Raw genomic sequence first — 24576 nt, 5'->3', positions numbered from 1 at the left:
GGGCGCGATGTCCGCTCCCCACCCCTTCTTGCCGTTTCGCTTAGGGTGTCATTTCGCCCTCAGCCGGAACCGACCCCCGATCGTCAGCAGGTGCGCCGCGCCGTCATAGCGGAGCAGCTTGCCCGACTCCTTGGCGCGGCCGATCAGGAGATCCCCGTTCGCCTCCAGCTTGCACGTCGGCGCGGTCGCCGAAGCGGGCCGAGCCCAGCAGGTCGTTCCGGCGCTTGCCGGCGCAGCTGTTGATCCACCAGGTCGCGCCGATCAGGCCGACCAGGACGAGGAACGATACGGTGCCCGAAATCTGCCCGACGCCGAAGATGCCTTCCAGCCATCGCGCGGTCGCATAGGCCGTGACGAACGCAACGACGATCGCGAGCCGCCAGCCGATCGGCCGACGCCCGCCGATGAGCGGTCCCGGCATCAGCAGGCCTGTTCCAGGGGCGTGATCGCCAGCGCCGGATCGGCGTCGGGATGGCCCAGCAGCCTGAGCAGGATTTGCGTGGCCAGGGGAGGGGGCACCGCCTCGTCGCGCAGCATGTCGAACAGCGCCTCGTCATCCGCGCTCAGCGCCATGTCCTCGATGGCGAGGTTGGCGCGGGATTCGGCATCGGCTTCGCGCCATTCCGCCACATCAGCGGGTGTGCCGCGCTCGAACTCCAGCGTGCGAATTTCCGAGCGGATCGCCTCAATATCCAGGGCCGCCATCGCCTTTCTCCATCGCTTCGCTTTCCGCGTCGAACGCACGTTTACCGCGCCGCCACCAGAGCGCGAGCGTGTCGCCGGCATCGTCCCCGCGAGCGCGGCCGACCAGCTCCAGCAGCGCGCCGTAGATCGTCGCGCGATCGTCGTCGGCGAGTTCGACCAGGCCGGCTTTCTGGACGAGGCCGCCCAGCTCGATCAGGTGGCGGGTGCGTTCGCGGCGTTGCACGACCCAGCCCCGCGTATCGCTACGACGGCGCGCCGCTTCCAGACGCTGGATCAGCGCCCGGTTGCGCATTCCCGCCGTCGCTGTTGCAGCCAGCAGTCCGGCTACCTTTGCGCCCGCGCCGCTGAAAGAAGGCGGCGCCCTTCGCGCGCCACGCCTCCTTCGCTTCCGCATCCTTCGACGCAACGGCATCGAGCAGCACGCCGGCGAGCGTTTCCATGTCGAGCTCGTCGGCGCCGGTGGTGGTGACGAGCTGGCCGAGCTGTTCGATGCGACGCGCCTTGATCACCTTGGCGCGGCTCTCCAGCGCCTTCAGCTCCGCGTCATAGTCACGCACCTTACGCATGGTGCTCTCTCCTTCCGCGTCAGGTTCACCGCAGCCTAGCAAACAGTAGCGAGCAGGCAACCCATAACGGAAACGCACGGCAGTCAATCAGCAGGAGCGGAGCAGATGATGAGTGCGCGCTTATACGTCGTTGCCGACGTGCGCTAAGAAGTGCATTATGCCGGTCGTGATGGCGATCTATCATTTCAGCGCCAAGGTCATCAGCCGCGCGAGGGGCTCCAGCGCCGTCGCGTCCGCTGCCTATCGCTCGGCATCGCGACTGTTCGACGAGAAGCTGAACCGCCACCACGATTTCTCGAACAAGGCCGGCGTGATCCACTCCGAGGTGCTGTTGCCGCAGGGCGCGCCAGAGCGTTTAAACGACCGCACCATGCTCTGGAACGAGGTGGAGGAAGGCGAGAAACGCAAGGACGCGCAGCTTGCCCGTGAGGTGGAGTTCTCGATCCCGCGCGAGATGGATCAGCAGCAGGGCGTGAGCCTCGCCCGCGATTTCGTGCAGAAGCAGTTTGTGGATCGCGGAATGGTCGCGGACCTCAACGTGCATTGGGACAAGGCGGACGACGGCACCCCGAAGCCGCACGCGCATGTCATGATGACGATGAGGGAGGTGGGGCCGGAGGGGTTCGGCAAGAAGGTCCGGGGCTGGAACGGCACCGAGCTGTTGCAGGAGTGGCGCGAGGCGTGGGCGGCCCATGTCAACGAGCGCATGGCCGAGCTGGGACTGGAGGGCCGGATCGACCATCGCTCCTATGCCGATCAGGGCATCGCGCTGGAGCCGCAGCACAAGATCGGGCCGATGGGAACGCGGCGTCTGGAGGAGGACGAGCCGCACCGGCGCGCCGACGATCATCTCCGGATCGCGCGCGAGAACGGCGAGAAGATCGTCGCGGACCCGAATGTCGCGCTCGACGCGATCACGCGGCAGCAGGCCACCTTCACCACCCGCGATCTCGCGGTGTTCGCGTTCCGCCATTCGGACGGCAAGGAGCAGTTCGACCGGGTGATGGCGGCGGTGCGCGCCAGTCCCGAGCTGGTGGCGCTGGGCAAGGACGGACGCGATCAGGAGCGCTTCACCTCCCGCGACATGATCGCGACTGAGGCGCGGCTTGAGCGGGCGGGAGACGAGCTGGCAATGCTCCGGGGTCATGGTGTCCCGGCAGTAATGCGTAAGCGAGGGAGTCCTGCCGGGACAGAGGGTTTAACGCTCAGCGGCGAACAAAGTGCCGCGCTGGCGCATATCACCAGGCCGGAGGATCTGTCGGTGGTGATCGGCTATGCCGGCACGGGTAAATCGACGATGCTGGGTGTTGCGCGCGAGGTGTGGGAGCAGGCAGGCTACCAGGTGCGCGGCGCGGCCCTGTCGGGCATCGCGGCCGAAAATCTGGAAGGGGGATCGGGTATCCAGTCCCGTACCATCGCCAGTCTTGAACATGCATGGGCGCAGGGGCGTGACCAGCTGTCCCGCAATGACGTGCTGGTGGTGGACGAGGCGGGCATGATCGGCACCCGCCAGATGGAGCGGGTGCTGTCGCATGCGCGTGATGCCGGCGCCAAGGTGGTGCTGGTAGGCGATCCCGAGCAGTTGCAGGCGATCGAAGCAGGTGCTGCGTTCCGGTCGATTGCCGAGCGCCATGGCGCAGCCGAGATCACCGAGGTTCGCCGGCAGCGTGATGACTGGCAGAAGGACGCGACCAGGGCACTGGCTACCGGCCGCACGGCCGAGGCGCTGCACGCCTATGAGAGCCGGGGCATGGTCCAGGCGGCCGACACACGCGAGGGCGCGCGCGCCGCGCTGGTCGATGGCTGGGATCGCCAGCGCCAGGCGGAGCCGGGCCAGAGCCGCATCATTCTCACCCATACCAATGCCGAGGTGCGGGAGCTGAACCAGGAAGCGCGCGAGCGGGTGCGCGCATCGGGCGGGCTGGGCGAGGATGTGGGCGTCACGGTCGATCGTGGGCGGCGCGAGTTCGCATCCGGCGACCGGATCATGTTCCTGCGCAACGAGCGTTCGCTTGGCGTGAAGAACGGCACGCTGGGCACGCTGGAGCAGGTCAGCGAGGGCCGCATGGCGGTGCGGCTCGATGGCGGCAGCCGGGTCGCGTTCGGCCTCAAGGACTATGCCCATGTCGATCATGGCTATGCCGCGACCATCCACAAATCGCAGGGCGTGACCGTCGATCGTGCGCATGTGCTGGCGACGCCGGGCATGGACCGGCACGGCGCGTATGTCGCCTTGTCGCGGCACCGCGACGGCGTGCAGCTCCATTACGGCCGCGACGACTTCACCGATCAGCGCCAGCTCGCCCGCGTCCTGTCGCGCGACCGCGCCAAGGACATGGCCGGCGACTATGCCGTGCCGTCCGACAATGACCGGGCGCGCGTGTTCGCCGAGCGGCGCGAGATCCGGTTTCAGGAACTCGCGCGGGAGATCGCCACCAAGGTGCGCGATAAGGCCAAGGGCATGTTCGACGGCTTCCGGCCCAAGCCGACGCCGGAGAAGGCGTCCGCGTTCGAACGGGAGCCCGTAACCGGCGGGAAGCCTGGCCAGGACAAGGCGATCGAACGCTATGCGCGCGCCGCGGCCGATATAAGCCGGATGCGCGCCAAGGGCCTGCCGGTGCTGCCTCATCAGGAGAGCGCGTTGCGCAAGGCTGGCGATGCGCTGGACGCGAGCCGTCCCCATGCCGCGCGCGACCTCGCTTCCGCGCTCCGGCGCGGTCCGAAGCTGATCGAACAAGCCGCCGGCGGCAACACCGGCGGAGCGGCGCGCGCGATGGCCGAGGAGCAGCGCGTGCGGCTCGACCCGGAGGCACGCGCGGGCCGCTTTGTGGAAGCCTGGAAGGCGATGCAGCGCGACCGGGCCGCCCTGGAGCGGGCGGGCGACCGTGCCGGCGCGGAGCGGTTGCGCGGCAACATGGCGAAGGTCGCCGGCGCGATCGGGCGCGATCCGCAGCTGGAATCCGCGCTGCGCCGCCGCGCGCCCGAGCTGGCGCTGAAACTGGAGAAGGACCGCGCGGTCGGTGACGCGCTGGCGAAGTCGCTGGGACCGGATCGCGAGCGTGACCGGGGAATGAGCCGATAGAAGGTGTGCTTTCGGGGGTGAGAGGGAGGCAGAATGAGCGACGACGAGCATGAACCCGAGACAGCCCAAGAAGCCTTTGCGCGAGTGGAGAGCGAGCTGGCGCTGCTGCGCCGCGCCGTTGAGCGCATGGCAGTCGAGCGCGCCGAACTCCCCGAGCAGCCCGACTATAGCGAGACGCTGGCGGACATGGTGCAGAAGATCGACGTCACCTTGGAGCGCGTCGACGCGCTGGTGGCGGCGGTCAGGGACGGAGCGAGCCCGCGCTATGTCGTTGACCGGATCGTTACAGGGGAGGGCGGCGCCCGCGCCGAGGACCGGCGAATGATCGCAACCGCAGCCGCAGACCTGAAGGACGCGACCCGCGTGCTTCAGCGTGCCGTCGCATCGGCGCGTCGCGGCGATGAGCAGAACCGCTGCCTGATGTGCACGACGATCGGCGGAGCGGTGCTCGGCATGGTGCTTTGGGCGGCTTTCGCTGGCGTTGTCGCGCGCGCCGTGCCGGCGAGCTGGCAATGGCCCGAGAAGATGGCGGCGCACGCGCTCGACATGCCGATGTGGGAAGGCGGGCAGCGCATGATGCAGGCCGCTTCACCCAGCGCGTTCGCGGCCCTCGCGGCAGGCGATCGGATCGTTGCTGCCAACCGTGAGGCACTGGAGGCGTGCCGGAAGCGGGCGGGTCGGGCGCGGGAGACCGTTCGATGCACCGTGAACGTGGAAGCAGGCCAGAGCCGTAGCGCCGGCAGTTGATAGGCTAAAAGCGCGGAGGTTTGATCGTCATGGTTGAAGCGTTCGGTTGGTCGACACCGCTTTGGCAGATAGTCCTTCGCGCAACCGTCGTTTATGTTGCGCTCGTGCTCCTCCTGCGCATCGTGGCGAAGCGGAATGTAGGGAACATATCTCCCAACGATATTCTGACGCTGGTCATCGTTGGCGGCATGGGTACCGATGCCATTATGGGCAGGTCTACCTCGGTCGGCGATATCCTGCTGTTCATCGCCGTTGTCGTCTTCTGGGCTTATGTGCTGGACAGCCTCGAATACCATGTTCCTGCTGTCCGATGCCTGCTTCGCGACAGGAACACGATTCTGGTTGAAAATGGCCGCATGATCCGCAGGAACATGCGGCAGGAGCTGGTTACGGAGGAAGAACTCATGGCAGAGCTGCGGAAGGAGGGGTCGAGGATTTGGCGATGGTGAAGTTGGCCGTGATGGAAGCGGACGGTGAGATCAGCATTGTTGAAAGACATTAGGTGATCGGATGGCCGTCAGCGACATCGGTCCCGACGCTCAGCTGGCCCGGACAGCGGCGATGCCCATCCGTGGAGCGAGGCCATGAGGGCGGCCAAGTCGCTGGCGAGCCGCAGAGAGCTGGGCGGCTGCCTCGGTTTGGGGAGTGCGCCACGGGTAAACGTCGCAGGAATGGTGCGCTTCGTCAGGGACGCCGGGACCCATATTGATCCAAGTTTATTCTCTGGGAGCTCGTGTCAGCTTCGGGAGAATGCATGCCGGTCGTACAATGGTGTTTGGGACTGCCTCATCAGGGAACCGCAGCGGCTATCCAAGGTGGGAGTTGGCAGTTGGATGTACGGCATAGAGGCTCTTCGCGCTGGACGTGGAGGGTGTCCCACTCGGACCATCAGGCATCAAGGTCGGGTTCGGCCTCTTCGGCAGGCATGGCGATAAAATGCGCTGAAGGTGTTCTGGAGGACTTGGAGAGGCGGCTGATCGATGGCGCGTGGAGTGCACAGTACTGAGAGGTATTCTGTCGCTGCTTCTGGCGCTTGCGATCACGATCGGAACGGCCTGGATCAATCCGGCCACGGACGAGCGAACGATGTACGGCCATGAAGGTCCGGCGGAGCAAAACTGGCTGCCGCGCGAAGTGGCAGGCTGGCCTGCCCCCTATCTGGCTGACAATCCGAACACCTCGGTTTTCATAACGTCGGAGTAGAGGACAATTTTCGCCCGGGACCATTCATCGCCACGCTGAGTTTCTGGTTCATCATTGTCTCGGCATTGAGACGGTTCGGACGTTGGATCAGACGCAAGATGCAGCGTTAAGGTTTAGAGGAGGATAGCAATGAGCTATTTCGGCAAGTACGACACACCGGCTGATCTTCTCGTTGACGAGAATCTGAGCGCAGGGGAGAAGATCGAACTGCTTGAATCGTGGCGAGACGACAAGGAAGCCTACATGCGAGCCGCTGGGGAAGGCATGCAGGGTCCCAGTTGATCAGACGCACTGCGTCTCATCGAAAACGCGCTCATTTCCCTACGCAGCGAATAACCTAGGCAGAGCGTCTGAGCCCTTGTGACAGGCGTCTTGGTAAGCTCTAGCCGAGGCTATTGCGATCACTCTGGCGGCTGATCCACCACGGCATGGCGCCGACGAGCATACCGGGGTGCTCCGCTAACTCGTACAATGCCACCTCAAGGTGCGCAATCACCTGGCTCAGTAGCATAGCGGCTTCCGTACCTTCCATCTCGGCGCAAGCCTTGGACAGGTTCGCAATCTCGGCAGCGAGTGCTTCTAGGTCGTTGAGCATGACATGTCCGAAAACCGGCAGTTAAAAAGGGCGTCTACTCGTTCCCGTCTTCCAACGGGAGAGTAGGTTCGCTGGCTTTGGTCTCTATGGTTTCGGACGGCGGCAGGAACGCGCTGCCCTTCTGCGCACGACCGCGTGCCACCTCGACTATGCGATCGACAATGCGGTCTGCATCGCGCCACTTCATCACCAGCTTGCCTGGGTCCATACCGTAGTCCGCCACCACATCGCGCAACTGCTCGATATCCAATTTCGCTAGCGCCTCGCGCAGTTCGGACTCGCCGTTTCGGGCGAGTTGCACTGGATCGAGCATGGCAGGGGTCCGCCGGTTGCTCGGACGCTTGTGTTCGGCCGGCTTGGTCTGCCGCTTCCGCTCGACGGGAGCTTTAACCGGCTTCTCGTCAGCGGCGAGAGCCTTTGCGAGACGTTCCTGAAAGGCAGGGTTGGCTTCCGCTTCGGAGATCGCCATCCATAATCCGCGGCACAGTTGGCGACGATCAGCCATCCACGTCGACACCGAGTGACGTGCTCCCCAAAGCTCTACCAGTCATAACTGGAGTCCGGGGTTGCCATGACGGTCCCCCGGTTTCTCATCCGGGCGTGATGCGAGCTTCCGGCTTGCATCCGCCGGGGTTAACCCCGGCGGATGCAGCATATTCAGCTGGCGTCAGCCAGCCAAGAGCCGTGTGAGGACGGCTCTCGTTATAGTCCCGCCGCCAAGCCTCGATCTTGATCCGGGCATCGGCCAGCGACAGGAACCAGTGGCTGTTCAGGCACTCGTCGCGCAGGCGACCATTGAAGCTTTCGACGAAGGCGTTGTCGGTAGGCTTGCCCGGCCGCGAAAAGTCGAGCGTGACGCCGTTCTCATACGCCCAACGGTCGAGCGCCTTCGAGATGAACTCCGGCCCATTGTCCACCCTGATGGTCTTCGGCGCACCACGCACCGAAGCGATCCGCGCCATCGCGGTCACCACCTGCTCGCCCTTGATGCCCTGGTCGACGTCGATCGCCAGAGCCTCGCGCGTGAAGGCGTCGATCACCGTTAGCGCTCGCAGCCGGCGACCGTCGAACAGCGCGTCCGAGACGAAGTCCATCGACCACATCTCGTTCGGCGCCGAGGCCGCCGGCTGGCGCTCGCGGTTCGCGGCGCTGACCTTGCGGCGGGGCCGCCTGAGCCGAAGGCTCAATCCATCCTCCCGATACAGCCGGTACACACGCTTGTGGTTCACGAGCCAGCCTTCCCGCCGTAGTAGAATATAGATCCGGAAATAGCCGTAGCGCACCCGTGCCGCCGCCAGATCGCGGATGCGCAGCCGCAGAGGAGCCTGGTCTGGCTCGTGCGACACGTAGCGCACCGACGAGCGGTCGACGCCGAGCGCGAGGCAACTGCGCCGCTCGCTGATGCCATGGGACGCCTGGACGTGCGCGACAATCTCGCGCCGCCGCCCAGGCGTCAGAGCTTTTTTGCGAGCACGTCCTGCAGGATGTGCTTGTCGAGGCTCAGGTCCGCGACGAGCTGCTTCAACTTGCGGTTCTCGTCCTCGAGCTGCTTCACCCGCCGCAACTCGCCCACGCCCAGCCCGCCATACACCTTCTTCCAGCGGTAGAACGTCTGCTCGGATACCCCCATCCGCCGGATCACCTCCGCCACCGGCGTGCCGGTCTCCGCTTGCTTCAGCGCGAATGCGATCTGCTCTTCCGTGTACCTCGACTTCTTCATGTCCCAGCTCCTTGCACACAGGCTTTAAAGGGCCGGAAACTTTCATTCAGCATGGATGAAAAACAGGGAGAACGTCAGATTCTGCCCGAATATGAGTAGTGGGCCGACGCTCGGCTCACGATCGAAGGCGCTGCAGCTCAGCCCTGATCTGCTCGGCGGACACCTGGTGGCCGTCAGCACTGCTGAAAGCTCGATCGAGGTAATGTCCAGCAAGGGTGTAATGCGCACGTAGTGCAGCAGGGTCTTGTGCTGCTCGCGCCATTTTCAACTCAGCTTCAGCACGGGAGCGAAAATAGTCTGTGTCGGCTACGGACATGGCAACCTCCTGATACTCTCATACCATCTAAAGCCGAGTCGCGCCCAAGGTAAAATCCAGGAATTCGTCGCGGCTAGCGTCTTAGCGATGGTGGATGTGCCCATTTTTATGCGGCTCCTAGGCACGATCAGCATGTAATAAGCTTCCTGCCAGCTCCTCCTGGAGTTCGGCACAGGCTGAACACGCATAAGTGACGTCCGCTTCGGCATCAGGCCGGCTGGCTAGGTTAACGGAGGTTCCCTCCGTAGCCTCGCGGCTCCCCCTCGACAACTTCCCGTGTAAAGACCCGGCTGAGGAGAAATCCGAGCGAAACGAACTCAACTGACGCTTGCGGATTTGTCTCTGGAGTTGGCCACGTTGGCACCGGTTTTTCGAGTCATGCCTGTGTTGCCGCCCAAACCTATCTTCTTTGCCATGGTCCGGCGCGCTTCCGAGTAGGTCGTCGCCACCATCGGGTAATCTGCTTTCAATCCGTAACGCTCTCGGTACTCGGATGGGGTTAGGCCGTGGATCGCAAGATGGCGTCGGAGCGTTCTATAGGGCTTGCCGTTGATCAATGAAATAATGTGATCCTTAGACGCAAGAGACTTGCGAACCGACACAGCGGGAACATGTTCAAGCGCTGTTTTTGCTGGCTCTTGGTGCGCCCTGGTGTCCAAAAGCTTCTCAACCGCGCTGTGCATTTCCCGCAAAAAATCCAATACCTGCGTCTCCGAGGCTCGCGTATTTTGGTTGGAAAGCCACGCGGTTGTAAGCTGCACCGCTAGGTCAAGGGTATCGATTGTCAAATCAGGTTCGGGATTCTCGGACATCATCAACATACTTTCTTGGTAAAGTAGCCTCGCTGCCAGCAAAGCTTGGAACGTTCAAGTTCGCTTGATGGTTAACATATCATAGGTCGGAAGTACCATCCTGCAAGAAGGCCATGAACCAAGACTATTTCAACTCACGCCTTTATAGAAAAGGGCGCCAGTTATTCAGGGTGGGTACAAACACTTTGTCTGGCTGCGAAGCGCAACGCGAACGGTATGCCCCTTTACGACATGCCCTTTCGGCAGTTCGCGACAGAGAATGATAGGCGGAGCCGCTACTATCGCATGAGCGATTTCAACATTTCACTTCTCGGATGAGATTTGTTTGCGCCTTGTGAGCGGGACTGGCATGCCGGGTTCTGCACACGATCCGGAAGATTTCGCGCACAAGCTGAGCTGCCCCCTTCTGAGTGGTCCATCGACTATTACAGTCTGGACCAAGGAAGGGACGACGAATGCCTGCGAAGAAGCACAAGCCCGAGGAGATTATCGGGAAGCTACGTGAGGTTGAGATCATGCTGGGCCAGGGCGGGACGACGGCTGAGGCGTGCCGGCGGATCGCGGTCAGCGAGCAGACCTATTACCGCTGGCGCAAGGAATATGGTGGCCTGAAGACGGATCAGGCTCGGCGGATGAAGGATCTGGAGAAGGAGAACGCCCGGCTTCGGCGTGCGATTTCGGATCTGACGCTCGACAAGCTGATCTTGCAGGAGGCGGCAAAGGGAAACTTCTGAGCCCCGCACGGCGCCGGCGCTGCATCGATCATGTCCGGGACGTGCTGGATGTATCCGAGCGGCGGGTGTGCCGCGTGCTCGGCCAGCACCGGTCGACGCAGCGCAAGGTGCCGTTCGGGGCAGATGACGAGCTGGCGCTCACCGAGGATATCATCGCCCTTGCCAGGCAGTACGGGCGCTACGGCTATCGCCGGGTGACGGCGCTGCTGCATGCGGCGGGTTGGTCGGTGAACCATAAACGGGTGGAACGGATCTGGCGACGCGAGGGGCTGAAGGTGCCGCAGCGCCAGCCGAAACGCGGCCGGTTATGGCTGAACGATGGCTCGTGCATCCGGTTGCGGCCGGAGTATCCGGGGCATGTCTGGGCTTACGACTTCGTCGAGGAACGCACCCATGACGGACGCAAGTTCCGCATCCTTACCATTATCGACGAGGCGAGCAGGGAGTGCCTGGCACTCGTCGTCGCGCGCCAGCTCAAACACGAAGACGTACTGGCAGCGCTGGCCGAGTTGTTCATCGAGCGTGGTCCGCCCGCGCATATCAGGTCGGACAATGGCAGCGAGTTCATCGCCGCCGCCGTCCAGACCTGGCTCAGGCAGATCGGCGTGAAGACGCTCTACATCGCCCCGGGCTCGCCATGGGAGAACGGCTACAACGAGAGCTTCAACGGCTCGCTGCGGGATGAGCTGCTGAACGGCGAGATCTTCTACACCCTCGCTGAAGCCAAGGTCCTGATCGAGGCGTGGCGGCGTCACTACAACACTGTCCGACCGCACAGCAGCCTCGGCTATCGACCACCCGCCCCGGAAGCGGCGACACCGCCATTGCCGGCCTCCGGTTCCGCTTCGCTCCACCTCCGACCGGCAATGGCGGCGGAGACGACAATGCACTAACTATCAACCCGGACCACCCGGTGGGGGCTGCTCATGATTGGGCGCACCCCCGCCGGCGCGCGCAGTATCCCGGCGAGCGCGGCATTGGCGGTGGCAAGATCGGAAATCGCCTGTGCATAGTCGCGCGCCGCGTCGTCGCGCGCGACCTCCGCCTGCAAGCGTTGCGCGCGACTGATGAAGCGTGCCTGTTCGAGCTTCACCGCGTCGGCAACGTGCCGCTCGAGGCCATCGAGCACATCGCGGCGGATGCCAAGCGCTCGTTCGGCAAGCTGTTGCCCGTAATAGGCCTGGACAAGCTGGACGAGCGCATCGTCGATCGCAATGTCCCGATCCGCCTTTGCCTGCGCGACCTGGGCGCGTGCGCCGGCCTGCGTGCCACTGATCTGCCCGCCGGCGTAGATTGGCAAGGTGGCCGTGACGATCGGCCGTGTACTGGTGCGTTCCTGCCTGAACTTCAGCGGATCGGGGATGCCGAAGGCTTCCGCCACAGGTGCCAGCGAGCCGAGAGGCAGATAGAGCGTCTTTTGATATTCCAGCAGTTGCGCCTCGATATCGATATCGGGGCGGCCGAGCGTCCGGGTCGCTCCTTCCTGTGCTTCCTTGCTGCGTATGTTCGCGGCAGAAGCCTCGATCGCGTCGGATCGGTGGAGCAGCCGCTCTTGCGCAGCACCATAATCAAGCGGAAGCGGCAGCACGTCCTGCGTAAACGCCGGTGAGGCGAAAGCCACAATGCAGAGCATCGACCATGGCAAAAAACGCATCGGCAGTATCTCCAGCTACGCCGGCCGGATTGATGCCGGTTTTTATCCGTGTAAAGAGTGATTTCGCATGTGGTACGCTCCGCACGACTGGTAGGAAGCTGAATGATCGGTTCATTCTGATGCGCGCCGAGGGCATTATCCCGGATTCAGTCCGTTCCTTCTCTTTTGAAAAATGGATTGGGGTGAAACTCGACTTGGATGAGAGGCGCATTTCTGAATGAAAATTGAAAGATAGACATCAGCTTCTCACGTTGTTCTGCCGCGTGCTTCTGGACAGCAATTGACCAGATCTTGCTTGTTTCGGGGGATGACATCGGCAAATTATCGATCGTCCGCTCCTGCCGAAAGCCGCCGTTCTTCGTGCGCTTTTGAATGGCGGGTAAGTCCTAAACCACGCCATTTCTTACGGATGTACGAAAAACAGGTGTTTTCCGACGCCCTCAGGCCTTAGCGTATATCTGTGCCCGTTTTATGTGACGCCCCCTATTTACCCGGCTCTGCCACGAGTACACGCAGCCCTATCGTGAGCAGCCCCCACCGGGTGGTCCGGGTTTATAGTTAGTGCATTGTCGTCTCGGCCGCCATTGCTGGGCGTAGGTGGAGCGAAGCGGAACCGGAGGCCGGTAATGGCGGTGTTGCCGCTTCCGGGGCCCGCGGTCGGTAGCTCAGGCTGCTATGCGGCCGGACGGTGTTGTAGTGGCACCGCCACGCCTCGATCAGCACCCTAACCGCGACCGCAGGTCGCCATCATCACTACGCCGGGGCGCGTAGCGCACCGACGTCCTATCCGCGCCAAAGATGGTACATGCCCGACGCTCGCTGATGCCGAACAGCTGCCGAGCATGGCCAACAGCCTTCCGCTGAGCGGCGGGCCTCACCAGTTTTTTGCCGCGACTTCCTTCAGATGTGGATCGGCGTGGAAAAAGGACCCCGTTAGCGGGGTGATCGGCGTCCAAAAGGGACCCCTTATCTCGGTGGTTTAGGCTGCTCGCTTGGCGTTGTGTCGGGCGGCGAGATCGGGATGTTGGTATTGGAGACGGTGTTGAGGATCCGGCGCGAGCATGCGTCGGGCAAAGCCATCAAGGCGATAGCGCGAGACCTTCATCTGTCGCGCAAGGTGGTTCGCAAGGCGATCCGGGCACCGGATGCAGACATGGCATATCGGCGAGAGGTTCAGCCGCTGCCCAAGCTGGGGCCGTTTCAGGGTCAGCTCGACACCTTGCTGGAGGAGGATGAGGCGCGGCCGCGGCGCGAGAAACTGCGCCTTACGCGCATCCATGATCTGCTGGTGCGCGAGGGGTTCGACGGTTCGTACGATGCGGTGCGTCGCTATGCCGCCCGGTGGCGCCGGGCGCGGCGCCGCGACGTGATGGACGCGCCGGCCTTCATCCCGCTGCTGTTTCGTCCTGGCGAGGCCTACCAGTTCGACTGGAGCCACGAGGACGTCGAGATCGCCGGCAAGCCCATGCGCGTGAAAGTGGCGCATGTGCGACTGTGCGCGTCGCGCGCGATGTACGTACGGGCCTACCCACGCGAGACGCAGGAGATGCTCTTCGATGCGCATGCCCGAGCCTTCGCCTTCTTTGGCGGGGTACCGACGCGCGGCATCTACGATAACATGAAGACCGCGGTGACGAGCGTATTCACCGGCAAGGAGCGGGTCTTCAACCGACGCTTCCTGGTCATGGCCAGCCACTACATGGTCGAGCCGACGGCGTGCTCACCGGCGGCCGGTTGGGAAAAGGGCCAGGTCGAAAACCAGATGCAGACGGCTCGTGGGCGGTTCTTTCAGCCACGGCTGCGCTTTGCCAGCATCGAGGAGCTGAATGGCTGGCTGGAGGCTGAGTGTCGCCGCTGGGCGGATGTGCACCGGCATCCCGAGCACAAGGAGCTGAGCGTTGCCCAGGTGTGGGCTGCCGAGCGCACCGTGCTCCAGCCTATCGTTGCTCCTTTCGACGGTTTTCACGAGACCGAGCATGCGGTGAGCGGCACCTGCCTGATCAGCTTCGACCGCAACCGCTATTCCGTCATGGCCAAGGCGGTCCGCCGTACGGTGCAGGTCCGTGCCTATGCCGACCGCATCGTCGTGCGCTGCGACGGTGAGATCGTCGCCGATCATCCCCGCTGCTTTGGGCGCGACCGGACCATCTACGATCCGTGGCACTACCTGCCGGTGCTGGTGACCAAACCCGGCGCGCTACGCAACGGCGCGCCATTTCAGAATTGGCAATTGCCTCCGGCGCTGGGACGATTGCGCCGCAAGCTGGGCACCGGCGATGAAGCTGATCGGCGGTTCGTACGCGTGCTGTCAGCCGTGCTCGATCATGGAGTGGACGCGGTGGAAGCGGCCGTGCGTGAGGCATTGCTGGCAGGCGTCACCAGCGACGACATCATCTTAAACATCCTGTCACGCCATCGTGAGCCACCACGGCCGCTGGCGATTGCCACACCCGAAGACCTGGTGCTGCGCCACCCACCCCGTGCCGATTGCAACCGCTACGACAGCTTGCGAGGCTTCCATGCAGCGGCATGAGATGATGCAGGCTCTGACAGGGCTCGGGCTCAAGGGCATGGCTGGCGCCTTCGATGAGGCGGTGACGACTGGTCTGCAACGCAAGCGCACGACGATGGAGATCCTGACCGACCTGCTGCGTGCCGAAACGACGCACCGTCACGCAGCCTCGGTGCGCTACCGGATGACAGCAGCTCGGCTGCCGGCGGTGAAGGACCTGGATAACTTCGTCTTCGACGGCACACCCATCAACGAAGGGCTGGTGCGCTCGCTGCACAGCGGATCGTTTCTGCCGGGCCAGCGCAATATCGTGCTCGTCGGCGGTACCGGCACCGGCAAGACGCATCTCGCCAGCGCCATCACTGCGAATGTCGTGCGGGACGGCGCCCGCGGGCGCTATTTCAACACGGTCGATCTGGTGAACCGGCTCGAGGAAGAGACGCGCATCGGCAAGGCTGGCACGATCGCTGCGCAGCTCTCCCGGCTCGACCTCGTGGTGCTCGACGAACTCGGCTATCTGCCGTTTGCCCGCTCGGGCGGGCAGTTGCTCTTCCATCTGATCAGCAAGCTCTACGAGCGCACCTCGGTCATCATCACGACGAACCTGGCGTTTGGCGAATGGCCGACCGTCTTTGGCGACCCCAAGATGACCACTGCGCTGCTCGATCGCATCACCCACCATTGCGACATCATCGAGACCGGCAACGACAGCTGGCGCTTCAAACACCGTAGCTGACGCCTCCGACACCTCAACAAGATGCCTTGCGCTGGTCGCGCCTCCGGTCGGGCTACGCCCTCCCTACGCCGCGACCAGCGCGAATGCTGCGTCCGTCATACCTGTCACGCTGCTCCGCAAAGGGGTCCCTTTTGGACGCCGATAGAGGGTCCTTTTTGCGCGCCGATTGACACCTTCAGAACCGCATTGTCGAGCATGGCGTCGGCCAGCAGCCGTTTAAGCCGGCCGTTCTCCTCCTCCAGCACCTTCAGCTTGCGCGCCTGCGACACGTCCATGCCGCCGTACTTGGCCTTCCATGCGTACAGAGTGGCGCTGCTGATCCCGTGTTTGCGGCACACGTCGGCGGTCTTCTTCACGTCCGTCTCCTCACGAAGGCGGACTCTAGCTCAAACTGGCGGAGTTTCAGGGCGCGCTGAACGGCTTTCCCACGAAAACTGCATTTGGCGGGAGGTCTTCGGGACCGGGCTTAGCCGTACCGGAGGCAACGAGTATTTTAATGTCAGGCCAGCGTTCCGCGGCTTCTCTGGCTAGGTCGAAACCGTCTCGTCCGCCCGGCATCTGCACGTCAGTGAAGAGCAGGGTTATGTCGCCGGCGTGCTGTTCCAGTACGCTCATCGACATTCTCTGCTTCGAGAGGACGAAAGCCAGCATCTGAAAGGATGTCGCAGGCATCCATGCGGATGATCCCGTCGAATCGACGATGAGCGCGAAAGGAGCATCGAAGTCATCAGCCATCCGGGAGTAATGACCAGAGGCAGGCTTTGTTCATCACCCCGCCCACGCGACCAGGCGCACGCAATGAGGGCGGTGATTACGGAGTAACAGGACTTTGTTCGATCTGACGCATCACGCGATGAAGATCGAACGGCTTTGGCAAGAACGTCGCCCGCTGGGGCAATGCCTCTTGCGGCACCGGGGCCTGACCGGACACGATGAATAACAGGGTCGGCGGGAAGCGTTCGCGCACGTAGTGGGCGAGCTTCAGCCCATCCATGCGACCGCTGACGGTCGCGTCGATCAGTACCACCCGTATGTCGGTGCGCTGGTCGAGAACCTCCATTGCCTGATCCGCATCCTCCGCCTCGAACACGCGCCAATCGCGCTCCTCGAAAAAAGCGGTCATGTCGAACCGCACCAGCGCTTCGCCTTCAACGACCAGAATGGTGTTGCTGCCGATCGGCTTGCTCTGTCCCACGCCGTCTACTCGTTCACTGTTGCGGCATCTCCAAGCCGCGCTTCCAATTCAAACACCAAACCCTCCGGCCGGTAGTCGGTTGCGGCTTTGCCGCGGAAATAGGAGCGCAGCGACCGCTCGATCAGGGTCGAGCCGAAGCCCTTGCGCGTCGGGGGCGAAACCGGCGGTCCGCCTTGTTCGCGCCAGGCTATCGACAGGATCGCGTCATTGCCTTCCCCCGTGACACTCCATTCGAGCACTACCGTCCCGGCACCGTTCGCTAATGCCCCGTACTTGGCGGCGTTGGTGGCAAGCTCATGCAGCGCCAGCGCAAAGGCGACCGTCACCTCAGGCTTCAGAGTAACAGCGGGGCCGTCGAGCAGAATGCGCTCGCCGATACTGCCATGTGGCGCCAACGCGCGCGTCGCTACCTCATGCAGATCGGCCGAACGCCATGAGCTGCCCGTCAGCACGTCGGTTGCTGCTCCAAGCGCCTCCAGGCGCGCACCGAGATTGTGGCTGGCCGTTTTGGTGTCAGGCGCGGTGCGCAGCGTCTGCGAGGCAACCGACTGGACGACCGCCAGCACGTTCTTGAGGCGGTGCGCCAGCTCGCCGTTCATCAGCCGCATGCCGTCTTCAGCGCGCCGGCGCTCGCGGAAATCGCGGGTGACGGTGCCGTAGCCGATCAGCGCGCCACTGGCGTCGGTGATCGGGAAGACGGAGTAGAGGACAGGGATTAATTCGCCGGTACGAAAGTGCCGGAAGTCCAGCTCGCCCGCCCAATGCCCATCGCGCTCCACCGCGGGCAGAACCTCGCGCGCGACCGTCTCGACCTGCTCGGGCGGGAAGAAGTCAGTGATCGTCAGACGGGTGATGGCGGCATCTTCCAGGCCGACAAGCCGCTTGGCGGCATCGTTCATATAGAACACGCTGCCGTCCGTTCGTGCCATCCCGACGAAATCGGCGCTGTTCTCCGCCAGCCGGACGAAACGCTCGCGCTCCTCCTCGCTGGCGCGCAGCTCGGTAATATCGCGCGAGACAGACAGGATTCGGTCGGGGTGCCCCTCCGGACCCGCGATCGGACTGACCGCGACGTGCCACCATTTGGGCGTGCCCTGATAAGTGTCGGCCTTGCCGATAAAGCTGTGTGCCTCACCTCTACCAGCCGCCTCGACCGCCGCCTTTGCTTCCGCGTTGCCGGCATCCTGCCAGAAGTCAGGCCACGGACAGCCGGCTACGTCGTTGAAGTCGCTGATCTCCATGACGCGCTGGCCGCCCTCGCTCATGAAGGTCAGCTTGCCGTCGAGATCGAGCACCTTGATGCAGTCGGTCGAGCTGCCAAGCACGCCGGACAGGAACGCCTCGCGCTGCGCTGTGACAACCAACGCCTTCTCCCGTTCGTCACGTAGCCTATCGGCATCGAGAAGCGCCGTGCGCAGCGCCTCCACCAGCAGGATCAGCCCAAGCGTGCTCAGCAGAAAAATAACGGAAGCGCCCCAATGGACGGGCGTAAGCAGCAGCGGCAGATCAGGCCGCGCGACCACCAGTCCCGCGCCGATCGCGGACAGGATGGTGGCCAGGACACCGGGACCGCGACCGAGGAACAGCGCGAGCAGCACGACTACCGGTGTGTAGAGGAACCAGGGTGCGGACGATCCGAAGAGGACGACCTGTACGATTGCGACCATTGCGATGACCACAACTGTGAGCCCGTAGCGCAGAGGCTTTGGACGAGGACGTGCGACGGTCAGGTCGCGCAGTCGGTTGAGCAAGGCGGTCGAGATGGACATGGTTCCCCGGCGTGGGGGAGCGCCCCTGCGATCCCGAATATAATGCAGATCGAAAAGAGCGAAAAGCGGCACGCATTGATAAGGGCCGGTGTCACAACCGTCCGGTTTCGACCGGGCTACGCGACCTCGCATTTTCGCGTATTTGGCAGTGTCAAAACCGTATGTAGTAATATGGACGTACGACGGACTGAGGTAAAAAGGTCTACCTTTCGCCTGTCGCCCTCGTGGGAACAACGTCGTCACGTTTGCAATGCCGTCCCGACGAGCTAGGGTCACCGACCATGATTGCTGATGAGCAGTTGGCGCCGGAGCATGCTGCGTCACAGCCGGAGGGTTTGGGCGCTAGGGGCCGAGGAAAGCTTCAAAGCCACAGGGGCCTAGCTGCCCAGTTCTGAGGGAAACCCATTGCGGCTAGATCGCCGGTCGGATGCTGAGCGAGCAACGTCACCAGCTCATCCCGCCAGGCTGATGTCGGAGCGACCTGTCTCAGCAGGTAAACGATGAGGACCAGGGCGTTATAGAGCTGGGCTGGAGCACGGGCTGCGGGCGGCTCAAGTGTGCTGACGAGGGCGGCCGGTTTGAAGGGCACCCGCATGCGCAGCAAAAAGCCGCGGTTCCAAAGCCGGGCATGATGCGCGCAGCTGTTTCGGATCGTGGAGAGATGCTTCAGGAGCGGCACGAGCACCGCTTCAGGGAGCCCGAGGGGTTTGGCTATGGCGTTACGCAACCCCCGATCGTCGAGCAGCGCATACCATCGAGAGAGCTGCCCGAACGACATCATCTCCGCCACCATCCACACCGGCGGCATTGCCGGAGTGCTGTAGGTCCGACGATAATGATCGATGTACGTCTCGGGCGAGCTCGCCACGTCGTTGGTTAGGCGGGTCAGGTTGTCGTGGTACTTACCCGGATGATAGTAGAGCGCTGCATCCAGGTAGCCGTGGGGTCCAAACCGCTGCGCCAGCTCGTACGCCCAGCTACCCCGTACAGCGACTTCGATCCGTTCGATTGCATCGAGCACTAGCAGCCGAAGGCGGCGGTCAAAATCGTACAGGGCGGTGACGGTATCGAAGCTGGTGCCCGGCAAGAAACGGGCGCCAGAAGTGCCCTTAGGATATTCGAAGGGCAGCCAGTAGGCGCTCAGGCGGTAGTAGCTGACATGGCGTAACCAGTGCTCGGCCCGCACCACGTCGGGGATTGCCATGCCTTCGGCCTGGAGGTGTTGGAGCTGCTGCGCGATCGTCGTCGCGGGTTTTGTGAAGGGGCGTGGCACCCATCCCGCTTAGCAGGGCAAAAAAAGACCCGCCAAGTGTGCATACCCTTGCGGGCAGAGGCCTGGCGGGTTCGATTAACCCCGAGATATGAGCGAAAACCCAACAAAGCAATAACGACTAGCCCGTTTTTGGGGCGGCCCCTTGCAGCAGCTACGATCTGGCCGTTCTTCACCGAATCCAAGCATGAATCGATGAGCTACCATCGAGCATGCTGAGCGGGGTGGGCGTGATCCAGTCGGCGCCCAACACGGGATAAGGTCCGTAGAACAAGTCGCCAAGAGCGCGTCGATAGTGCGCATTCATCCAGCGCCGGCGCCGATGCTCCGGGCCATCGTGGATCATGTGACACCGCTGGCACAGTGCCGCCAGCTGGTGGAGCGTGCTGTCGCTAGGATCGTGGTTAAGGTGCGCACAGGCCAGCACCACCGGCGTCCACGCACCGTGCACCAGGATGTCCTCTGTCGGCCGTCGCACGCGTCGACCTTGGCCATCGCGCCAGCAATGCCGCTTCCGGTCCCACCATCGTCCATCCCGCATATGGAATACTTTTTGCCCATGGGGGCGCCCGCAATGCTCGCAGCATCCCCCTGCCCGCACGAAGCGCACATGATGCGAGAGCTGGGGCCAGTCGATCGGATACAGGAACACATGTTCGGGACGGATCGGCATCAGGCCTCCCCCTCCGGCGCGTCGGGCTGCGGGGTGGTCAGCATCACGGGGTCAATGCTGCGGCGGTCAGCGCCCGGTAGAGCGTGGCATGGTGACACTTGAGGAGCTTGGCCGCTTCCCGCACCGACGTGCCCTCGCTCACCAACCATTCGCCAAGGGCAATCTGATCGGGGGTGAGCTTGGGCGGGCGGCCGAACCGGACCCCCCTCGCCTTCGCCGCGACCCGCCCGCTGCTGGTGCGCTGGTGGATCAGCTCGCGCTCGAACTCGGCGATGCCGGCGAACACGGTCAGCACCATGCGACCCGCAGGCGAGGTCGTATCCGCCCAAGGCTCGGCCAGCGAGCGCAGGCCGGCGCCGACCTCCTTCAGCTTCTCGGCAATGTCGAGCAGGTCGCGAGTGGAGCGTGCCAGCCGGTCGAGCCGCGTCACCACCACCGTGTCATCGTCGCGCAGCTGCTCGATCATTTTGGCCAACTCGGGCCGATCACGCTTCGCGCCCGACACCTTCTCCTCGAACGTCCGCTTGCACCCCGCCTCCTTTAACGCGGCGCGTTGCAACCGGAGATCTTGGTCATCAGTGGACACACGGGCGTAGCCGATCAGCATGTCGCAAAACTGTATCAGAAAACAAATATTATGCTATCGACTTTTGCGACGCCAGCGTACGAGAGAATACGAGCGTTGAGGGCGCTGTCGCGAAACTCAGGATATTCGCGACGAACCAGCTGTCCCATTTCTCCGTCGTACCCAGTGAGTTTTGGGAATGAGCAATCGAGAACGGGTTTAGGGAAAGCAGGGGGCGGCAGCGCTCAACGGCTTACCGCTGCCCTGCCCTTCTCGCCTCAGCTTCGTTTGCGGGAAGGCCCGTCCGTTGCGTTGCCGGATCGACAATCTCGCACAGACAGGCATACTGCTCGCATGACCTTTGTTGTTCACATCGCGGCAGCGACCAGCGGACGATTTAATTACCCGGCCTGATACGTCAGGTCGGGTCCGTCCGAGTGAACCAATGCCGACAGGCATTGCCAATTTGAAGCGCAGTCTGCCTGGCCAAAGGAATGGCGACAGGCTCCGCGCTTTTGGAAAAAGGGCGATAGCTGTGACGTTACCTGCAATCATTCAAAGCTATATTGATGCGTACAATCGTAAGGACGCAGCCGCGCTGGTGGCATGTGTCGGCGACGATGTTGTGTTCGAGAACGTATCAAACTCGGGGCAAAGCATGAAGATCGAAGGTCGGGCCGCCTTCGCCGAACTTGCGGAACAAGTGGCCACCATATTCACTACCCGCCATCAGACCATCACCAACGCAGTTGTCGATGGCGATCGCGTCGCAATGGAGGTGGATTGGACCGGCACCCCGGCCGTCGATCTTGGGCCTATGAAGGCCGGTGAGCCGATCGCCATGCGAGGCGCATCATTCATCACGATAAGGGAAGGCTTGCTGACGCGGATCGTGGATTTGAGCTGAATTGTGCGACAGTCGGCGGTGTGGGAGGGGCCTTCGGCCCTTCCCGCTTCACCATCCCCAACGGAACAGCTGTAGGCGAGGCCTGTGGCTGGTCAGTCGTTGGCATAACCCCCTACCCTGCCCTGAGCATCAGGCAGCTGCGTAATAGCAGTTGTGCGATCCTGCCATTCTGCATACCATCAATTCAGCATTATCTAGGGTGTGCACACTTGCATATTATCACGCTTGCAGCGCAAAAAGGGGGCGTTGGTAAAACGACGCTGGCGGTGAATCTGGCGGTTGCCGCCGAAGCGGCCGGGATCAAGACCGCTCTTTTCGACCTTGATCCGCAGGAGAGCGCGACGGCGTGGAGCGAGCGACGAACAGCCGAGTCACCCCACGTTGAGCCGATCAGTGCGCGCCGCCTCGACCAAGCGATCGACGCAGCAGAAGCCAGCGGTTTTGGACTTACGATCATCGACACACCGCCTGCAGCGGGTGCGGAAGCCGCCGCAGCGGCGCAGCGTGCCGATCTGGTCGTCATCCCCTGTCGTCCGTCGTTGATCGACCTTGATGCGATCAAGCGCACGGCGCAGCTTATCACCAGTACCGGGCGAACGGGCGTGGTCGTGCTGAATGCCGCCCCCCCTACCGCAACCACATTGCTGGACGATGCCAGAACGCTTGCCGAGGCGACCGGCTTGCGGGTGGCGCGTGCCGTATTGCGGGAGCGCAGTGCCTACCGAGCGGCATGGCCTTATGGCTTGGGCGTCATCGAGCATGAGCCGAAAGGCAAGGCTGCCCTAGAAATTGCAGCATTGCAGAAGCACATATTTGATGATTTGATGAATTGCACACCTGCAAATGTGAAGGCTTGATTATGGCGAAACGGACTTCCTTGTTGGGGCCAGCAGTAGCGTCCCCCTCCCCTCGCGAACCCGAGCGGGATCATCAGCCGGCACCGTCGACCTCACCGTCGAGTGCAGCACGGTCGAGTGGCAAGCGACCAGGAAAGTATCACCTCGGGGCATATTTCGATCCGGCCGATCCCACGGCGGAGGCATTTCGTGTCTTGGCAGCGCGGACCCGGCGCAGCCACCAAGACCTCCTTGCCGAGGCGATCAGCGAGCTGGTCGCCAAGTATGACGCCGACAAGCAATTCGGCCGTGCGTGATAATGTGCACATCTGCAAATATGCAGAGCGGCAGGATTGAAGCGTCATGACCAAGCGCCAGAATCCCAATCCCGAGTTTGATCTATTCATCCCGTTGATGGGCGACCTCCCGCTGAAGGATCAGCGGGAGACGATGGAGAGGCCGTTTTTCTCACTCCAGAAGCGCAAGCGGGTGAAGCCGATCGAGTATAGTAGCCCGGACGGCGAGACGTGGGTGAAGATCGAGGCGATCCCTGCCTACGGCATGGCGACGATCTGGGACGCCGATATTCTGATATGGGCGGCGTCCACGCTCAATCGGATGCGGGAGCAGGGGGTCAACGACCTTCCCCGGACGCTTAAAACGACGTCCTACGACCTGCTGCGGGCGATCAAGCGCGACACCAGCGGCCGGGCCTATCAGGAGTTACAGGCCGCACTCCAGCGGCTTCAGACGACTTCCATATCGACCTCGATCCGCGCGCCCAAGCGGCGGACCAAGGCCGGTTTCAACTGGCTCGACAAATGGACGCTGGAGGTGGACCCGGACACCGACCAACCGCGCGGGATGACCATCACGCTGTCGGATTGGGTATATGAGGGCATTATGGGGGAGCGGTCACTGCTCACCATGCACCAGGATTATTTCCTGCTGACCGGTGGGCTGGAACGCGCCCTGTATCGTATCGCGCGCAAGCACGCCGGCAACCAGAAGGGCGGATGGACGTGTCGCGTCGAGGTGCTGCGCGACAAGACCGGCAGCGACAGCAAACCCAAAGAGTTCAACCGGATGCTCCGCAAGGTGGTGGAGGCTGACCAGCTCCCTGATTATGCGATGCAGATGACCACGACAGCCGATGGGAGTCCTGCCGTGCTGTTCCGGCTTCGGGGAGAAGCGGAGGCGCTGGCGCTGACAGCCAGGTTGGAGGCCGAGCAGGCGCGGCGAAACCGCTTTGATGCCGATCGCCGCCGCGCTGCCGAGGTGGACAACCTGATGGATAAGCTCGCCGGCGAACGCTGACTATCGTGGTATCACACACCGCAAGGCCCATCCGTATCAGAGGCGGCCGCCGGCAGCAGGCGTTGAGAGTGCGGATCGAGCAATAATCGCTCCGCAAAGAAGCAAGCGATCATCGTGGGATCACACACCCCGGCGTCGTGGGATCACACACCGCACTATCGTGGGATCACACACCGAATCACGTGGGATCACACACCGAACCCCTTATTAAGACATTGAGAGATTGAGGGTTTTTAGCCGATTTTCGACATTTAACCTTCTTAACGATTCCTATTTAACAGAATCACTTAACCCCACAGCACGGATCGACCAGGCTGAAGGGGGGTGCGGAATTGCCCTTTGGGGCAATGCACCTTGGTTACGTGCCGGCTATCGCCGTCACAGAAGCGGCCTGACGGCCGCAGGCTTCCGACAGAAACCAAGCCGATCCGGCAGTGTGTACATGTCAGCGTCACGCTCGTTGAAAGGGCAGGGTAGGGAGAGGCCTCAAACCGATCGTCGGTTTCGCCGGTGTGCGCGATCGCGCCGGATCGTAGAAGCCATCGAACTCGCGTTCGGCATCGTGGCAGATGTTCGCGACGTTAATGAGGGCATCGCGTGGAAGGTACGCCAGACAACGCTAAGCGAGAACATTTCAAGAACCGCATGATGGCCGTTACCGC

At 62.8% G+C, this 24576-nt stretch carries 27 protein-coding genes and 2 pseudogenes; 12 read left to right on the top strand and 17 right to left on the bottom strand.

Annotation, left to right across the window (positions count from 1 at the left end):
• Positions 1-103: 103 nt before the first annotated feature.
• Genes ACH0AE_RS17310 through ACH0AE_RS17295 form a run of 4 tightly spaced genes read right to left on the bottom strand, consistent with a single transcriptional unit; the run spans position 104 to position 1271 of the window.
• Positions 104-421, bottom strand: coding sequence for a hypothetical protein (locus ACH0AE_RS17310; RefSeq protein ID WP_184106606.1), 318 nt, complete (start codon positions 419-421; stop codon positions 104-106).
• Positions 421-705, bottom strand: a complete 285-nt coding sequence (locus tag ACH0AE_RS17305) for a hypothetical protein (RefSeq protein WP_184106607.1) — start codon at positions 703-705, stop codon at positions 421-423. The genes ACH0AE_RS17310 and ACH0AE_RS17305 overlap by 1 nt, the downstream gene beginning before the upstream one ends.
• Positions 686-928 carry a conjugal transfer protein TraD gene (locus ACH0AE_RS17300; RefSeq protein WP_093068337.1) on the bottom strand — a complete coding sequence of 81 codons (243 nt, stop codon included), beginning with the start codon at positions 926-928 and terminating at the stop codon, positions 686-688. Before ACH0AE_RS17300 ends, ACH0AE_RS17305 begins: the two co-directional genes overlap by 20 nt.
• Before the next feature lie 19 nt (positions 929-947).
• On the bottom strand, positions 948-1271 hold the full coding sequence (locus ACH0AE_RS17295) for a conjugal transfer protein TraD (protein WP_406876089.1): 324 nt from the start codon (positions 1269-1271) through the stop codon (positions 948-950).
• Positions 1272-1440: 169 nt separating this feature from the next.
• Between ACH0AE_RS17295 and traA the strand changes: the two genes are divergently transcribed.
• From traA to ACH0AE_RS17275, 4 genes are all read left to right on the top strand, one after another.
• Complete coding sequence (gene traA / locus ACH0AE_RS17290) at positions 1441-4353, top strand: Ti-type conjugative transfer relaxase TraA (RefSeq protein ID WP_406876090.1); 2913 nt, start codon at positions 1441-1443, stop codon at positions 4351-4353.
• 33 nt (positions 4354-4386) lie between these two features.
• The gene (locus ACH0AE_RS17285) at positions 4387-5100 is read left to right on the top strand and encodes a DUF6118 family protein (protein ID WP_406876088.1); all 714 of its coding nucleotides are present in this window, start codon (positions 4387-4389) and stop codon (positions 5098-5100) included.
• 20 nt (positions 5101-5120) lie between these two features.
• Complete coding sequence (locus ACH0AE_RS17280) at positions 5121-5549, top strand: hypothetical protein (protein ID WP_406876087.1); 429 nt, start codon at positions 5121-5123, stop codon at positions 5547-5549.
• Between the two features lie 883 nt (positions 5550-6432).
• The gene (locus ACH0AE_RS17275; protein WP_406876086.1) at positions 6433-6585 is read left to right on the top strand and encodes a hypothetical protein; all 153 of its coding nucleotides are present in this window, start codon (positions 6433-6435) and stop codon (positions 6583-6585) included.
• A 100-nt stretch (positions 6586-6685) separates the two neighbouring features.
• Here the strand turns inward: ACH0AE_RS17275 and ACH0AE_RS17270 are convergent, their stop codons facing one another.
• The 4 genes from ACH0AE_RS17270 to ACH0AE_RS17255 all read right to left on the bottom strand — a co-directional run bounded on the left by ACH0AE_RS17270 (position 6686) and on the right by ACH0AE_RS17255 (position 9746).
• The gene (locus tag ACH0AE_RS17270; protein ID WP_406876085.1) at positions 6686-6898 is read right to left on the bottom strand and encodes a hypothetical protein; all 213 of its coding nucleotides are present in this window, start codon (positions 6896-6898) and stop codon (positions 6686-6688) included.
• Positions 6899-6932: 34 nt separating this feature from the next.
• Positions 6933-7367 carry a hypothetical protein gene (locus tag ACH0AE_RS17265; RefSeq protein WP_197075306.1) on the bottom strand — a complete coding sequence of 145 codons (435 nt, stop codon included), beginning with the start codon at positions 7365-7367 and terminating at the stop codon, positions 6933-6935.
• A gap of 121 nt (positions 7368-7488) precedes the next feature.
• Positions 7489-8618, bottom strand: a protein-coding gene (locus ACH0AE_RS17260; RefSeq protein WP_406876084.1) for an IS3 family transposase whose coding sequence is annotated in 2 segments (ribosomal slippage) — positions 7489-8357 and positions 8357-8618 — 1131 coding nt in all. Because the reading frame shifts where the segments join, the coding sequence is not laid out codon by codon here.
• Positions 8619-9251: 633 nt separating this feature from the next.
• The gene (locus tag ACH0AE_RS17255; protein WP_406876083.1) at positions 9252-9746 is read right to left on the bottom strand and encodes a MucR family transcriptional regulator; all 495 of its coding nucleotides are present in this window, start codon (positions 9744-9746) and stop codon (positions 9252-9254) included.
• 455 nt (positions 9747-10201) lie between these two features.
• On the opposite strand from ACH0AE_RS17255, the gene ACH0AE_RS17250 reads away from it, so the two are divergent.
• Positions 10202-11373, top strand: a protein-coding gene (locus ACH0AE_RS17250) for an IS3 family transposase (protein ID WP_406876082.1) whose coding sequence is annotated in 2 segments (ribosomal slippage) — positions 10202-10466 and positions 10466-11373 — 1173 coding nt in all. Because the reading frame shifts where the segments join, the coding sequence is not laid out codon by codon here.
• On the opposite strand, the gene ACH0AE_RS17245 is transcribed toward ACH0AE_RS17250, so the two are convergent.
• Entirely contained in the window at positions 11370-12101 is a 732-nt protein-coding gene (locus tag ACH0AE_RS17245; protein ID WP_406876081.1) for a TolC family protein, read from the bottom strand. The two genes, ACH0AE_RS17250 and ACH0AE_RS17245, sit on opposite strands and share 4 nt — an antisense overlap.
• 17 nt (positions 12102-12118) lie before the next feature.
• Between ACH0AE_RS17245 and ACH0AE_RS17240 the strand changes: the two genes are divergently transcribed.
• Positions 12119-12355: a hypothetical protein gene (locus ACH0AE_RS17240; RefSeq protein WP_406876080.1), complete on the top strand. Its 237-nt coding sequence runs from the start codon at positions 12119-12121 to the stop codon at positions 12353-12355.
• Between the two features lie 337 nt (positions 12356-12692).
• On the opposite strand, the pseudogene ACH0AE_RS17235 reads toward ACH0AE_RS17240, so the two are convergent.
• Positions 12693-12860: pseudogene (locus ACH0AE_RS17235) on the bottom strand (integrase core domain-containing protein); the annotation flags it as partial.
• 295 nt (positions 12861-13155) lie between these two features.
• Here ACH0AE_RS17235 and istA point away from each other — a divergent pair.
• Together istA and istB are read left to right on the top strand one after the other, a co-directional pair.
• Complete coding sequence (istA, locus tag ACH0AE_RS17230) at positions 13156-14667, top strand: IS21 family transposase (RefSeq protein WP_406876079.1); 1512 nt, start codon at positions 13156-13158, stop codon at positions 14665-14667.
• Positions 14654-15382 carry an IS21-like element helper ATPase IstB gene (gene istB, locus ACH0AE_RS17225; RefSeq protein ID WP_048576739.1) on the top strand — a complete coding sequence of 243 codons (729 nt, stop codon included), beginning with the start codon at positions 14654-14656 and terminating at the stop codon, positions 15380-15382. The genes istA and istB overlap by 14 nt, the downstream gene beginning before the upstream one ends.
• A 161-nt stretch (positions 15383-15543) precedes the next feature.
• Here the strand turns inward: istB and ACH0AE_RS17220 are convergent.
• From ACH0AE_RS17220 to ACH0AE_RS17190, 7 genes and pseudogenes are all read right to left on the bottom strand, one after another.
• Positions 15544-15738 (bottom strand): annotated as a pseudogene (locus ACH0AE_RS17220) (transposase); the annotation flags it as partial.
• 46 nt (positions 15739-15784) lie between these two features.
• Complete coding sequence (locus ACH0AE_RS17215; RefSeq protein ID WP_406876078.1) at positions 15785-16117, bottom strand: response regulator; 333 nt, start codon at positions 16115-16117, stop codon at positions 15785-15787.
• 76 nt (positions 16118-16193) lie between these two features.
• Positions 16194-16577 carry a response regulator gene (locus ACH0AE_RS17210; RefSeq protein ID WP_406876077.1) on the bottom strand — a complete coding sequence of 128 codons (384 nt, stop codon included), beginning with the start codon at positions 16575-16577 and terminating at the stop codon, positions 16194-16196.
• Positions 16578-16582: 5 nt separating this feature from the next.
• Positions 16583-18589 (bottom strand): PAS domain-containing protein, encoded by a 2007-nt coding sequence (locus tag ACH0AE_RS17205; protein ID WP_406876076.1) that lies wholly within the window; start codon positions 18587-18589, stop codon positions 16583-16585.
• A 118-nt stretch (positions 18590-18707) separates the two neighbouring features.
• Positions 18708-19619, bottom strand: coding sequence for an Abi family protein (locus ACH0AE_RS17200; protein ID WP_046407084.1), 912 nt, complete (start codon positions 19617-19619; stop codon positions 18708-18710).
• Positions 19620-19788: 169 nt separating this feature from the next.
• Positions 19789-20289 (bottom strand): hypothetical protein, encoded by a 501-nt coding sequence (locus ACH0AE_RS17195; protein WP_046407082.1) that lies wholly within the window; start codon positions 20287-20289, stop codon positions 19789-19791.
• Positions 20290-20332: 43 nt separating this feature from the next.
• The gene (locus ACH0AE_RS17190; RefSeq protein WP_046407080.1) at positions 20333-20896 is read right to left on the bottom strand and encodes a recombinase family protein; all 564 of its coding nucleotides are present in this window, start codon (positions 20894-20896) and stop codon (positions 20333-20335) included.
• Positions 20897-21389: 493 nt separating this feature from the next.
• Between ACH0AE_RS17190 and ACH0AE_RS17185 the strand changes: the two genes are divergently transcribed.
• The 4 genes from ACH0AE_RS17185 (at position 21390) to ACH0AE_RS17170 (ending at position 23914) form a co-directional block, all read left to right on the top strand.
• Positions 21390-21761 carry a nuclear transport factor 2 family protein gene (locus ACH0AE_RS17185; protein WP_406876075.1) on the top strand — a complete coding sequence of 124 codons (372 nt, stop codon included), beginning with the start codon at positions 21390-21392 and terminating at the stop codon, positions 21759-21761.
• Between the two features lie 209 nt (positions 21762-21970).
• The gene (locus ACH0AE_RS17180) at positions 21971-22618 is read left to right on the top strand and encodes a ParA family protein (protein WP_296219462.1); all 648 of its coding nucleotides are present in this window, start codon (positions 21971-21973) and stop codon (positions 22616-22618) included.
• Between the two features lie 2 nt (positions 22619-22620).
• A complete protein-coding gene (locus tag ACH0AE_RS17175) occupies positions 22621-22914 on the top strand; it encodes a ribbon-helix-helix domain-containing protein (protein WP_367269717.1) in 294 nt (97 codons plus the stop codon).
• A gap of 46 nt (positions 22915-22960) precedes the next feature.
• A complete protein-coding gene (locus ACH0AE_RS17170; RefSeq protein ID WP_406876074.1) occupies positions 22961-23914 on the top strand; it encodes a replication initiator protein A in 954 nt (317 codons plus the stop codon).
• Positions 23915-24576: the final 662 nt, after the last annotated feature.

Origin of the sequence: Sphingomonas sp. 179-A 2A2 NHS (genome assembly GCF_045371305.1) — a bacterium.
Lineage (GTDB): Bacteria > Pseudomonadota > Alphaproteobacteria > Sphingomonadales > Sphingomonadaceae > Sphingomonas.
This window is presented reverse-complemented; position numbering and strand designations above follow the sequence as displayed.

What these genes read in the sequence shown, in the direction of transcription:
- ACH0AE_RS17310 (WP_184106606.1), bottom strand. Translation starts at nt 421, where the DNA reads ATGCCGGGACCGCTCATCGGCGGGCGTCGGCCGATCGGCTGGCGGCTC.
- ACH0AE_RS17305 (WP_184106607.1), bottom strand. Translation starts at nt 705, where the DNA reads ATGGCGGCCCTGGATATTGAGGCGATCCGCTCGGAAATTCGCACGCTG.
- ACH0AE_RS17295 (WP_406876089.1), bottom strand. Translation starts at nt 1,271, where the DNA reads ATGCGTAAGGTGCGTGACTATGACGCGGAGCTGAAGGCGCTGGAGAGC.
- traA (WP_406876090.1), top strand. Translation starts at nt 1,441, where the DNA reads ATGGCGATCTATCATTTCAGCGCCAAGGTCATCAGCCGCGCGAGGGGC.
- ACH0AE_RS17285 (WP_406876088.1), top strand. Translation starts at nt 4,387, where the DNA reads ATGAGCGACGACGAGCATGAACCCGAGACAGCCCAAGAAGCCTTTGCG.
- ACH0AE_RS17275 (WP_406876086.1), top strand. Translation starts at nt 6,433, where the DNA reads ATGAGCTATTTCGGCAAGTACGACACACCGGCTGATCTTCTCGTTGAC.
- ACH0AE_RS17270 (WP_406876085.1), bottom strand. Translation starts at nt 6,898, where the DNA reads ATGCTCAACGACCTAGAAGCACTCGCTGCCGAGATTGCGAACCTGTCC.
- ACH0AE_RS17265 (WP_197075306.1), bottom strand. Translation starts at nt 7,367, where the DNA reads ATGGCGATCTCCGAAGCGGAAGCCAACCCTGCCTTTCAGGAACGTCTC.
- ACH0AE_RS17255 (WP_406876083.1), bottom strand. Translation starts at nt 9,746, where the DNA reads ATGTCCGAGAATCCCGAACCTGATTTGACAATCGATACCCTTGACCTA.
- ACH0AE_RS17240 (WP_406876080.1), top strand. Translation starts at nt 12,119, where the DNA reads ATGGCAAAAAACGCATCGGCAGTATCTCCAGCTACGCCGGCCGGATTG.
- istA (WP_406876079.1), top strand. Translation starts at nt 13,156, where the DNA reads ATGTTGGTATTGGAGACGGTGTTGAGGATCCGGCGCGAGCATGCGTCG.
- istB (WP_048576739.1), top strand. Translation starts at nt 14,654, where the DNA reads ATGCAGCGGCATGAGATGATGCAGGCTCTGACAGGGCTCGGGCTCAAG.
- ACH0AE_RS17215 (WP_406876078.1), bottom strand. Translation starts at nt 16,117, where the DNA reads ATGGCTGATGACTTCGATGCTCCTTTCGCGCTCATCGTCGATTCGACG.
- ACH0AE_RS17195 (WP_046407082.1), bottom strand. Translation starts at nt 20,289, where the DNA reads ATGCCGATCCGTCCCGAACATGTGTTCCTGTATCCGATCGACTGGCCC.
- ACH0AE_RS17190 (WP_046407080.1), bottom strand. Translation starts at nt 20,896, where the DNA reads ATGCTGATCGGCTACGCCCGTGTGTCCACTGATGACCAAGATCTCCGG.
- ACH0AE_RS17175 (WP_367269717.1), top strand. Translation starts at nt 22,621, where the DNA reads ATGGCGAAACGGACTTCCTTGTTGGGGCCAGCAGTAGCGTCCCCCTCC.
- ACH0AE_RS17170 (WP_406876074.1), top strand. Translation starts at nt 22,961, where the DNA reads ATGACCAAGCGCCAGAATCCCAATCCCGAGTTTGATCTATTCATCCCG.